The sequence below is a fragment of the Bartonella sp. AR 15-3 genome, assembly GCF_002022445.1.
Taxonomy (GTDB): domain Bacteria; phylum Pseudomonadota; class Alphaproteobacteria; order Rhizobiales; family Rhizobiaceae; genus Bartonella.
In genome coordinates this window covers 464,243-476,933 of record NZ_MUYE01000001.1, presented here as the reverse complement: position 1 = coordinate 476,933, position 12,691 = coordinate 464,243, and the positions used below count along the sequence as shown (strand labels likewise).

At 38.0% G+C, this 12,691-nt stretch carries 10 protein-coding genes and 3 tRNA genes; 1 reads left to right on the top strand and 12 read right to left on the bottom strand.

The genetic code is table 11. The features are described from left to right. Positions 1-40: 40 nt before the first annotated feature. From rpoB to BAR153v2_RS02100, 11 genes are all read right to left on the bottom strand, one after another. On the bottom strand, positions 41-4,189 hold the full coding sequence (rpoB, locus tag BAR153v2_RS02150; RefSeq protein ID WP_078680109.1) for a DNA-directed RNA polymerase subunit beta: 4,149 nt from the start codon (positions 4,187-4,189) through the stop codon (positions 41-43). A gap of 288 nt (positions 4,190-4,477) precedes the next feature. Further along, a complete protein-coding gene (gene rplL, locus BAR153v2_RS02145; RefSeq protein WP_078680108.1) occupies positions 4,478-4,846 on the bottom strand; it encodes a 50S ribosomal protein L7/L12 in 369 nt (122 codons plus the stop codon). Between the two features lie 111 nt (positions 4,847-4,957). Continuing rightward, positions 4,958-5,467, bottom strand: a complete 510-nt coding sequence (gene rplJ / locus BAR153v2_RS02140) for a 50S ribosomal protein L10 (RefSeq protein WP_078680925.1) — start codon at positions 5,465-5,467, stop codon at positions 4,958-4,960. Between the two features lie 355 nt (positions 5,468-5,822). Then, positions 5,823-6,527: a 50S ribosomal protein L1 gene (gene rplA, locus BAR153v2_RS02135; protein WP_078680107.1), complete on the bottom strand. Its 705-nt coding sequence runs from the start codon at positions 6,525-6,527 to the stop codon at positions 5,823-5,825. Positions 6,528-6,531: 4 nt separating this feature from the next. Continuing rightward, positions 6,532-6,960: a 50S ribosomal protein L11 gene (gene rplK / locus BAR153v2_RS02130; protein WP_078680106.1), complete on the bottom strand. Its 429-nt coding sequence runs from the start codon at positions 6,958-6,960 to the stop codon at positions 6,532-6,534. A 161-nt stretch (positions 6,961-7,121) separates the two neighbouring features. Further along, positions 7,122-7,652, bottom strand: a complete 531-nt coding sequence (gene nusG, locus BAR153v2_RS02125) for a transcription termination/antitermination protein NusG (protein WP_078680105.1) — start codon at positions 7,650-7,652, stop codon at positions 7,122-7,124. A gap of 20 nt (positions 7,653-7,672) precedes the next feature. Then, complete coding sequence (secE, locus tag BAR153v2_RS02120; protein ID WP_078680104.1) at positions 7,673-7,885, bottom strand: preprotein translocase subunit SecE; 213 nt, start codon at positions 7,883-7,885, stop codon at positions 7,673-7,675. 211 nt (positions 7,886-8,096) lie between these two features. Next, positions 8,097-8,169, bottom strand: a tRNA-Trp gene (locus BAR153v2_RS02115). 47 nt (positions 8,170-8,216) lie between these two features. After that, positions 8,217-9,392, bottom strand: a complete 1,176-nt coding sequence (tuf, locus tag BAR153v2_RS02110; protein WP_078680074.1) for an elongation factor Tu — start codon at positions 9,390-9,392, stop codon at positions 8,217-8,219. Between the two features lie 169 nt (positions 9,393-9,561). Further along, positions 9,562-9,635, bottom strand: a tRNA-Gly gene (locus tag BAR153v2_RS02105). Between the two features lie 24 nt (positions 9,636-9,659). Then, positions 9,660-9,743: transfer RNA gene (locus BAR153v2_RS02100), tRNA-Tyr, on the bottom strand. Positions 9,744-9,938: 195 nt separating this feature from the next. Between BAR153v2_RS02100 and rlmB the strand changes: the two genes are divergently transcribed. Beyond that, complete coding sequence (rlmB, locus tag BAR153v2_RS02095) at positions 9,939-10,769, top strand: 23S rRNA (guanosine(2251)-2'-O)-methyltransferase RlmB (protein ID WP_078680103.1); 831 nt, start codon at positions 9,939-9,941, stop codon at positions 10,767-10,769. 35 nt (positions 10,770-10,804) lie between these two features. Here the strand turns inward: rlmB and BAR153v2_RS02090 are convergent, their stop codons facing one another. Continuing rightward, positions 10,805-11,590: an ATP12 family chaperone protein gene (locus tag BAR153v2_RS02090; RefSeq protein WP_078680102.1), complete on the bottom strand. Its 786-nt coding sequence runs from the start codon at positions 11,588-11,590 to the stop codon at positions 10,805-10,807. Positions 11,591-12,691 lie beyond the last annotated feature (1,101 nt).

Below are 12,691 nucleotides of genomic sequence, written 5' to 3'. Positions count from 1 at the left end.
AAAAAATCAGAGCACACTATTTTAATATGCTTCCTCAAAATTAACCTTCTGAATCAGATAATGCTCGTTGCGCGATAAGTTCACGTGCATCATCAAGCTCTACATTAAGACCAAGAGAACGCATCTCCTTAACTAATACATTAAAGCTTTCAGGAATACCTGCCTCAAATGTATCATCACCACGAACAACGGCTTCATAAACTTTTGTTCGACCAGCTACATCATCCGATTTAACTGTTAACATCTCTTGCAAAGTATACGCAGCACCATAAGCTTCAAGCGCCCAAACCTCCATCTCACCAAAACGCTGACCACCGAATTGAGCTTTACCTCCTAACGGTTGCTGTGTAACAAGTGAATAAGGCCCAATTGAACGCGCATGTATCTTATCATCAACGAGGTGATGCAATTTAAGCATGTAGATATACCCTACAGTCACTGGACGATCAAAAGCCTCTCCAGTACGACCATCATAAAGCGTAACTTGTCCTGAACTATCTAAGCCTGCATCTTCCAACATCATATTGATATCAGCTTCATGAGCTCCATCAAAAACAGGCGTTGCAATCGAAACACCATTTCTCATCTGAAGTGCTAACTTAAAAATACTTTCATTATCATAGTGGCGAACTGGTTCATTACGGTCATCATCAGGGATAATATTTTCAATACGTTGACGCAAAGGCGATATATCTCCGGTTTTCTGATAAAGCTCTATTAAATCACCAATTTTTTTACCCATACCTGCACACGCCCACCCAAGGTGTGTTTCAAGAATTTGACCAACATTCATACGACTGGGTACCCCCAAAGGATTTAAGACAATATCAGCATGCGTTCCATCCTCAAGAAATGGCATATCTTCTACTGGAAGAATACGTGACACAACACCTTTATTACCGTGACGTCCTGCCATTTTATCACCTGGTTGAATTTTGCGCTTCACTGCAACAAAAACTTTCACAATTTTCATAACACCAGGAGGCATTTCATCGCCTCTTTGAACTTTTTCAACCTTATCCATAAAACGACGTTGCAGTGCTTTTTTTGATTCATCATACTGCTTATGTAAAGCTTCAATTTCACTCTGCAGCTTCTCATCTTCAACAGCAAACTGCCACCATTGATACCGTGGATACTGCTCCATTACTGTACTATCAAGAGTCTTCCCTTTGGGAAAACCTTTTGGACCTTCTATCACAACCTTGCCTGTTAATATATCTGCGAGACGTGCATAAACACTTCGATCCAGAATTGATTGCTCGTCATCACGATCTTTAGCCAAACGCTCAATTTCTTCACGTTCAATTGCCATTGCACGCTCATCTTTTTCTACACCATGGCGATTAAAAACACGAACTTCTACAACAGTACCAAAAGTTCCAGGCGGCATTCGCATAGAAGTATCACGAACATCCGAAGCTTTTTCACCAAAAATCGCGCGTAAAAGCTTTTCTTCCGGCGTCATTGGACTTTCGCCTTTTGGTGTAATTTTGCCGACTAAAATATCACCAGGATGGACTTCGGCACCGATATAAACAATACCAGCTTCATCAAGATTTCTTAATGCTTCTTCTGCAACATTAGGAATATCTCGGGTAATTTCTTCTGGCCCAAGCTTTGTATCACGTGCTGCAACCTCAAACTCTTCAATATGAATCGAAGTAAATACATCATCAGCAACAATACGCTCAGAAAGTAAAATAGAATCTTCATAATTATAACCATTCCAAGGCATAAATGCCACAAGAACATTTCTCCCAAGAGCTAAATCACCAAGATCTGTAGATGAACCATCTGCAATAATATCGCCTTTTTCTATCCGATCTCCTACATGTACAAGAGGACGCTGATTAATACAGGTAGACTGATTGGAACGCTGAAATTTCTGTAAACGATAGATATCAACACCAGACTTTGAAGGATCTAAATCCTCTGTTGCACGAATAACAATACGCATTGCGTCAACTTGATCAACAATACCACCACGTTTTGCACCAATAGCAGCACCTGAATCACAAGCAACTATCGCTTCCATACCTGTACCGACAAGAGGCGCTTCTGCACGTAAAAGTGGAACTGCTTGGCGCTGCATATTAGATCCCATCAATGCGCGATTTGCATCATCATTTTCCAAAAATGGAATAAGTGCGGCAGCTACAGAAACTAACTGTTTTGGTGAAACATCCATCAAATCTATATGATCACGCGGCGCCATTAAAACTTCACCAGCATGACGACAGACAACAAATTCTTCTGTAAAACGTCCTTCTGTATCCAATGAAGAATTTGCCTGAGCTACATAGTGTTTTGATTCTTCCATAGCAGAAAGATAGATAACTTCTTTCGTCACCTTACCATCAATAATTTTGCGATATGGACTTTCAATGAAACCATACTTATTAACTCGAGCGAATGTTGCTAAAGAATTAATCAGACCAATATTTGGCCCTTCCGGTGTTTCAATCGGACAAATACGACCATAATGCGTAGGATGCACATCGCGCACTTCAAAACCTGCCCGCTCACGAGTTAAACCACCTGGACCAAGAGCAGAAAGACGACGCTTATGAGTAATCTCTGACAATGGATTAGTTTGATCCATAAATTGCGATAACTGTGAGGATCCAAAAAACTCGCGAACTGCGGCAGCAGCTGGCTTTGCATTAATCAGATCCTGTGGCATAATCGTGTCAATTTCAACCAACGACATACGCTCTTTTATTGCGCGTTCCATACGAAGTAAACCAATCCGATATTGATTTTCCATCAATTCTCCAACCGACCGAACACGACGATTGCCAAGATTATCAATATCATCAATCTCACCACGACCATCACGCAATTCAACTAACATCTTAACAACGGCAAGAATATCTTCTTGGCGCAAAACGCGAACTGTATCTGGACAATCAAGCCCCATACGCAAATTCATCTTAACGCGTCCAACAGCTGAAAGATCATAACGCTCTGGATCAAAAAACAATGAATGAAACATAGCCTCTGCTGTGTTAATTGTTGGCGGTTCACCTGGACGCATTACTCTATAAATATCGAATAGAGCATCCTGTCGGCTTTCATTTTTATCTATTTTTAAGGTATTACGAATGTACGCACCAATATTCATATGATCAATATCAAGAATATTAATCTGATCAGCACCAACATCAGACAAAATCTTTAATGTTTTTTCGTCAATTTCATCTCCAGCTTCAAGATAAATCTCACCTGTTTGATAATTTACGATATCTTCTGCAAGGTAGGCCCCCAACAAATCATCTTCACTAATTTCAATTGCTTTTAGACCTTTTTCTTCTAAAAGCTTTGCAGCACGAACTGTTAGTTTTTTACCAGCTTCAGCTACAACTTCACCGCTATCTGCATCAACAAGATCAGAAACGAGCTTCATGCCCTTAAAACGATCAACTGAATAGGAAATACGCCACCCATTCTTGGTACGTTCATAAGAAATTTTATTATAAAATGTCGATAAAATATCTGATGCATCCATACCCAATGCCATTAAAAGACTGGTCACTGGAATCTTGCGCCGCCGATCAATACGAACATAGACAATATCTTTAGCATCAAACTCAATATCAAGCCACGAACCACGATAAGGAATCACACGAGCCGCAAAAAGAAATTTACCTGATGAATGTGTCTTCCCTTTATCATGATCAAAAAAGACACCAGGAGAACGATGCATCTGCGAAACAATAACACGTTCTGTACCATTAATAACAAATGTACCATTATGGGTCATTAAAGGCATATCACCCATATAGACACCTTGCTCTTTAATATCCTTAATATCTTTTGAACCAGTATCTTCATCAACATCAAAGACAATTAAACGTAATATCACCTTTAATGGTGCTGCATATGTCAAATCACGTTGATGACATTCTTCTACATCAAATTTAGGTGGATCAAATTCGTAACGAACAAATTCAAGCATAGCTGTACCGGAAAAATCCGAAATAGGAAACACCGATTTAAAAACAGCCTGCAAACCTTCATCTAAACGCCCACCCTCCGGTTCCTCAATCATAAGAAATTGATCATATGAAGCTTTCTGAACTTCAATAAGATTTGGCATTTCTGCTACTTCAGGAATCTTACCAAAAAACTTGCGCACACGTCTACGGCCATTAAATTGGGACATCATCGCTAAAGTCTGAGCCATTGTTGCTCCTCAATCTTTACTCCTCAAGGTAGACTAAACCTTGATAGCTCCATGTCATCAGCCTGCATATATACAGACCAGCTCATTTGATACCCTTTTAAGTATCACTTAATTTTATATACCTAAACAACCAATTTTCTATTTAATTTGACTTTACTATTAGGTTGTTTACAATGACTCCTTTCCTTACAGCTACTAAACTGTAAGGAAAAGGCTTTTCTCAATCAAGCCCCTTTTCTTGGAGGGGAGTGAAATCAATACACATTAATATTTACCAATAAAATAAACTTATTTAAGTTCAACTTTAGCGCCAGCAGCTTCAAGTTGAGCCTTAATTTTTTCTGCTTCATCCTTAGAAGCGCCTTCTTTAATAGGCTTAGGCACTCCCTCAACCAAATCCTTTGCTTCTTTAAGTCCAAGCCCTGTAAGAGCACGAACTTCTTTAATAACATTAATTTTTTGAGCACCACCATCAGTAAGAATAACATCAAATTCTGTTTTCTCTTCGACAGCTGGAGCAGCAGTACCAACAGCAGCAACAGCCACAGGAGCAGCAGCGGAAACACCCCATTTTTCTTCAAGTAATTTCGAAAGCTCTGCAGCCTCCAAAACAGTAAGGTTAGAAAGATCTTCTACGATCTTTGCTAGATCAGCCATTTTAAAATTCCTTCACTTAAAAGATTTGAATTATTGTTTAGAATTTACCAAAAAAACAGAAAACATTAAGAACCTCTGTAAACTTGGATTACAAAAAACAGCACAGCTGCTTTATCCTCCCCGAGCATATACACCAATAACACGCGCAACCTGACCTGCAGGCGCATTAACAACCTGAACAATACGAATCGCAGGAGTAGAAACCATACTCAGAATTTTTGCCCGCAATTCATTCAGTGAAGGCAATGAAGCCAAAGACTTTATAGCATCAACACTTAAAGTTGTTGCACCCATTGAACCACCAAGGATAACAAATTGATCATTAGCCTTGGCAAAATCAACAGTAACTTTCGACGCTGTAATTGGATCTTCTGAATAAGCAATAAGGGTTTGTCCAGTGAATAGACCCATCATTGCTTCAGATTTTGTACCCTGAAGAGCGATTTTAGCAAGACGGTTTTTGGCGACTTTAATAGCACCACCTGCTTCACTCATTTTTGAACGAAGATCGTTCATTTGTGAAACAGTCAAACCGGAATAATGTGCAACAACAACAGAACCTGACTCTTGAAAAGTCTTGTTCAGCCATGTAACAAATTTTCCTTTTTCTGCTTTATTCACTATTTTTCTCCATTTAACAGGCTTACTAAAATAAACCTGTTGGTTACCTTTGATAGCATGAAATTCTTCTATGCTAACGACGAGGATCCTGCCCCCTTCTTCACGCACAAACGATCAAAGGCAATCCTGGCTCAAACCTTTTAAGTTTATCAACTTCAAAGCTCTTACCCCAATCTCATGCAGGCTTTTTCTAATTAAGATACCTAAACAAAGTATCGCCTACAATCTCGGACAGGACATTCCGGAATTCCTCCCGGTATGACCTGAGCTTAATAAAGCTCAGATAATTGAATGCCAACAAAAACTGACAACGAAAATATAATCTCAACCATCAGATACACAAAAATTACAAGTTTCATATTGACTCTGCACGAACTGTTGCAGGATCAACTTTTATTCCAATACCCATCGTTGAAGAAACTGCAATTCGTTTAATATATTCACCCCTTGCACCTTGCGGCTTAGCTTTAGCAACTGCACCAACAAAAGTTATAATATTTTCCACTATTTTCTCAATTCCCAAAGAAGCTTTACCGATACCAGCATGCACTATACCAGATTTTTCAACACGAAATTCAACAGCACCACCTTTAGAAGCCTTAACAGCATTAGCAACATCAATTGTCACAGTACCAACTTTTGGGTTTGGCATCAAACTCCGTGGGCCAAGAATTTTACCAAGACGACCAACAAGAGGCATCATATCGGGTGTTGCAATACACCTATCAAAATTAATCGTTCCTTTATTAACAATTTCAAATAAATCTTCAGCCCCCACAATATCTGCACCAGCAGCTTTAGCTTCTTCGGCCTTAACACCACGTGCAAAAACAGCAACACGAACATTTCGTCCTGTCTCATTAGGCAAATGAGCAACTCCCCGAACCATCTGATCTGCATGACGAGGATCAACACCTAAATTCATTGAAATCTCAATTGTTTCATCAAATTTAGCAACAGCACGCTCTTTGATCATTGAAATAGCATCTGTTAAAGCATAAAGCTTATTAAAATCAACACCCTCACGAATTTTATGTATTCTCTTTGCCATCTTTACCATAATATTAGCCTAATACCTCTAAGCCCATAGAGCGAGCAGAACCTTCAACCATGCGCATTGCCGCTTCGATATCATTTGCGTTAAGATCTTTCATCTTTGCCTCCGCAATCGAATGAATCTTATCACGAGAAATCGTACCCACAAACATCTTACCTGGCTCTTTCGAACCACATTTTAAATTTGCTGCCTTTTTCAAAAAAAAGGATACCGGAGGTGTCTTCAACAAAAACGTAAAAGACTTATCTTGATAGTAAGTAATAACTACTGGAATCGGCGCACCTTTTTCCATTTCCTGCGTCGCTGCATTAAACGCCTTACAAAACTCCATAATGTTAATACCACGCTGCCCAAGAGCAGGACCTATTGGAGGTGATGGAGTAGCCGCTCCTGCAGGAATCTGTAATTTCAACTGACCTACACTTTTTTTTGCCATAATACCCTGCCTCTAAATTTATACTGGTAAATTGGCTATTTGAAATTATGCCAAAAACCCACTGCAGTTTGATAGTCCGGATCATTAAGCCGGCAAAAGCTATAAATCACCTTCCATCCTAATCTATTTTCAAAGCGATCAAAAAACCACTTTAATCACAATCAAAGCTTTTCAACCTGATCAAACTCCAAATCAACAGGCGTAGGACGCCCAAAAATTAATACTTCAACCTTAAGGCGAGAACGCTCTTTTTCAACCTCTTGAACAATACCATTAAAAGAAACAAAAGGCCCATCTGCTACTCGAACTTGCTCACCCACTTCAAATGACATAGAAGATTTTGGAGACTCAACTCCCTCTTCAACTTGTTTAAGAATCTGCTCAGCTTCGCGATCAGAAATAGGAACAGGACGCGCATCTGAACCTAAAAATCCCGTCACTTTAGGAGTATTTTTAATGAGATGATAAACCTCATCCGTCAACTCAGCACAAACAAGAATATAACCAGGAAAGAATTTGCGCTCGGAATCAACCTTACGACCACGACGAATTTCAACAACACGCTCAGTCGGAACAAAAACCTTTTTAAATAAATGATCAAGCCCTTTTTGCTTTGCCTCTTTATCAATAGCTTCCGCTACCTTTTTTTCAAAGTTTGAATACACTTGAACAATATACCAACGAGCAGCCACAGTCACACTTCCTTGCACTATTAACTAAAAAGATACTTTAGAAGATCAATACCCTGCCATACACCAAAATTTACCGTCTGATCCACAACAAAAAAGAAAACTGAAGCTAACGCCGTCACTATCAACACCATAACAGTAGAAATCACTGTTTCACGACGTGTAGGCCATTTTACTTTAGCTGTTTCTGCACGAACTTGTTTCAAAAAGGTAATAGGATTGATTTTAGATGCCATTAATCACACTACATTCTTTCTAACCTTATTGCAAACTCCACAATAAAAAACATGACAAAAATGCAAAAAATTACAACCATCCTTATACAATCTCATCATCTTTCATTCAATACAGATTCATGTACAAAAAAACAAGCCCTATATAAAAAAAAGAAAATAAACGTAATCAATCTATCCTCTCTCTAATTATAATTCAAATCACAATTCACGGCAGGGGCAGCAGGGCTTGAACCCGCGACCTGCGGTTTTGGAGACCGCCGCTCTACCAACTGAGCTATACCCCTAATCTTTTAAGAAACACCTTAAATACATTCTAAATAATTTATTTCAGCTATTCAATAATTTTAGATACGATACCGGCTCCAACGGTGCGCCCCCCTTCTCGGATAGCAAAACGAAGCTTCTCTTCCATTGCAATTGGCACAATCAAAGAAACATCCATAGCAACATTATCACCTGGCATAACCATTTCCGTTCCTTCAGGGAGTGTAACTATACCGGTGACATCTGTTGTACGAAAATAAAACTGCGGGCGATAATTCGTGAAAAATGGTGTGTGACGGCCCCCTTCATCTTTCGTTAAAATATACGCCTCAGCTTTAAACTTAGTATGAGGCGTAACAGAACCAGGCTTCGCCAGTACTTGACCACGCTCAATCCCCTCACGATCAATGCCACGAAGCAAAGCTCCAATATTATCACCAGCCTGACCTTGATCTAAAAGTTTGCGGAACATTTCAACACCAGTAACTGTCGTCTTAGATGTAGGACGTATACCAATAATCTCTATTTCCTCACCAACTTTAATAACACCACGCTCAACACGACCCGTAACAACCGTTCCTCGACCAGAAATAGAAAAAACATCCTCTATAGGCATCAAAAACGGCTGATCAACTGGACGCTCAGGCGTTGGTATATACTTATCAACTTCACTCATCAAAAGACGAACAGAATCTTCCCCTATGCTCTTATTAGAATCCTCAAGCGCCGCTAAAGCCGAGCCCTTAACTATGGGAATATCATCACCAGGAAAATCATATTTCGATAAAAGCTCGCGAACTTCAAGCTCCACAAGTTCTAAAAGCTCGCTATCATCAACCTGATCAACCTTATTGAGAAAAACAACAATCGCTGGTACACCAACCTGACGCGCCAACAAAATATGCTCACGCGTTTGAGGCATAGGTCCATCTGCTGCAGAAACAACTAATATGGCCCCATCCATTTGCGCCGCTCCTGTAATCATGTTCTTAACATAATCTGCATGACCAGGACAATCAACATGAGCATAGTGACGGCTCTCCGTTTCATACTCAACATGCGCAGTAGATATCGTTATACCACGCGCCCGCTCTTCAGGCGCCGCATCAATTTGGTCATATGCTTTAAATTCACCAAAATACTTCGTAATCGCTGCCGTCAATGAGGTCTTCCCATGGTCAACATGACCAATCGTTCCTATATTAACATGCGGCTTCGTACGTTCAAATTTGCTCTTTGCCATCGCTGTCAATCTTTCGTCTTAATTAGTTAGCACAAAAAAGGATCTCGAAACCAAATCAAACCGGCCCAATACCCTCAGTCCGGCATAACAATTATAAAACGAAAATATTCGTCTCTATTTTATAATGGAAAAATACTTCCACCATTTTACTCAATCACCAGTTTATATTTGGAGCGGGTAGCGGGAATCGAACCCGCGTATTCAGCTTGGAAGGCTGCTGCTCTACCATTGAGCTATACCCGCAATATATCAGCTCTATTTGATGAATGGTGAAGGGGGTTGGATTCGAACCAACGTAGCATACGCAACGGATTTACAGTCCGTCCCCTTTAACCACTCGGGCACCCCTCCATTACATCGGCAGAGCTGGGCGATAAAGCATCACTACAACCAATCTCTTTCTACTAAGTTCAGACTAGCTGAAGGTTGGTTATGGCGTTTAGTATTGTATCTGTCAACAAAATAAATATGGTTCTTTACAAATTTCCTACTAAATAATTTAAAATTTTATATTTTTTCTATATACAAATGCATTATAATTGTAATATGAAAAAAAATATACCTCAAGACTCTCGTTACGCTCGTCTTCGTCGCCAATATCGCGATATAAAGGGCTCTTTTTTTCAATCTTCAACATATGTAAAACAACCGTTTATTCCATTACAAAAAGCACAAATTTACCTTTATGGTATTCATCCAGTTCATGCAGCATTGAAGAATCCTCGAAGAATCTTAAGGCATTTGTACGCTACACCAAATGCTTTAAAACGTCTTAATATAAACGAATCGAATATACCGTGCTCTATAACATCATGCTCACCTAAAAAACTGGAAACATTTGTAGGAAGCGAAGCCGTTCATCAAGGAATTGTATTAGAAACTGAACCTCTAAAATCACATTCTTTATCGGAATTGACAAATACCAATCTTATCATTGTCATGGACCAGATTACTGATCCGCATAACGTTGGCGCTATTATGCGCTCTGCAGTAGCATTTAAAGCTGGAGCAATCATTACTACTAATCGCCATTCACCACAAGAAAGTGGCGTACTTGCCAAAGCAGCTTCTGGAGCTTTAGAGCTCATTGAATATATCACAGTACATAATCTTTCTAAAGCACTTAAAGAACTTCAACAAATGAACTTTATTAGTTTTGGACTTGATTCAGAAGGTGGATTTCCTTTAGAGACGGCATTAACAGGAAATAAAATCTCTCTTATCCTAGGAGCAGAAGGTAAAGGGCTACGTCAAAAAACACGCGAAAATGTTTACTCATTAGTACGCCTGGATCTGCCTGGAGATATTAAGTCATTGAACGTTTCAAATGCGGCAGCAATTGCGCTTTACGCAGCTCACAAATATCTTAGACGATAATTTTTATTTCACTATAGTAAATTGAGATGAGAATTTCACTTAGAGCAAACAGCAATAATTGTAGCTGCTGCATTAAATTCAGCCTTTTTATAAGCACGACGTGCTATTGTTTCCTCATCTTTTCCCCATTGTTCCATTGTCCAATCTTCATCTAAATGCGCCATAGCCCAAGCATCATCTGTACAAATTTTCCTCTCAGCCACAGCCAAAGCAATAAGAGCTGATCCTGTTAAAGTAGTCATCGCATGAAGCGCAGCCAACGTGTAAGGAGACTCTATCTTGCGTAAATAATTGCTCACCGCTTGAATAGACTCAGGTGGTTGTTCGACATGCATAAGCCCTTCCACCAAGTTAAAATGTGTACCTAATTTTTCTTCTGCCCAATCAAGTAAAAAATCCCATTTTTCAGATTGTCGTTTCACTAGTTCTTTTGGTGTTTGTGCTCGATAAAAAATCATATCACATGAAACAAAACGCAACAAATGTTCAAAAATAATTTGCATATTATCAATTATACCGTCAATAACAGTATTGACCAAACGCGTCATCGGCATTTTTACTGGATCAATCACCGCTTTTTGTACAACAAATTCTTGCGCTACTAATGTAGCAAGCGTTTCTACCGGTACAAAAAAATCACGTTTTGCAGGTGTCTTTAATAGCCTCCCATCTAGTAAAATAAAAAATTTTTCCTCTTTAAAGATAACATTTACTTTTTCATAAAACCGCTTAGGTAATGGCCGATATAATAACTCCTGAGGATGACGAAGAGATTTACCTTCATTCAATAAAATATCAACATCACCTAAAATTTCACGCATTTCGTTCTACCTTTAATATTTTCAATAAGCCTAACTAAATTTCTAGAATAAAATTTGCAATTATATGCACATTTAACTATCAACAATCTTATACTACATCTCTGAATGATAATCTCAACATCAGCTCATAATCTCTTATAATCATTGATTTATAACTCAATATCCTTAAATATTTTTCATATAACAACGAATGCTAAAATACTTTCTGATAAAGGTGCTATCAAATTACATAAAACACTATTTTGTAGAAAATTTAAATTCTTAATCATTTATTTTCTCATATAAAGAAGTATTTGATATTATAACTTTGTATAACATTTATATATGAAGGGATTTCTTCATATTCCTCCTGAGATTTAAGGATTTTTTAGAAAAAAAGAGCTATTATTTTCTAATGTGCTTTTTTATGCTGATCAAATATGATGAATAATGCTGATAGCTTTTGCTTATAAATTCATAGAGTTTTATCTAACCTTCATATCTTTTTTTATGCATCAATAATAGACCCTTAATATCTATTAAAGGTCATTTGCTAAAATTATTTAGTCATACGAATACAATTCTTAGTCTGAGCATAGTCTACAACGCATCACCACAAAGTACACAACCTTTTGGATTTTTTAATAAGCTATACCATAGTATTGATCATATAATACTCTGCAGAAAATATAACTTTTTGGACTATCATAATTTTGTATAATCAAACGTGTACCTATCTTCAAAACAAGTGCAACCATAAAGTTAGAGATTACTATAAAGCCTTTACTTCATAAGAAACATAAACATTTATTGAGATGTTTATGTAATATTATAACCTGAGTTTTAAAAACGAAAAAACCAATTTTAATATCTATATCTAAGTAGTTATTTTTCAAAGTAAAATTATGATGCAACATAGAAATATCTACAAATGAAATAACTATTTTGTACAAAAGATTCACCAAATATTACTTATGGCTATAATACCATCATCTAATAATGAAGCAAGGAAGGATTGAGTTTAAAAAGCAATGCAATTTTAATAGATAACATCATACCCACACGCTATACTATATCAGTTATAGAGTTTTTTTTATTAGCATATTCAGTATTTAAGCTACA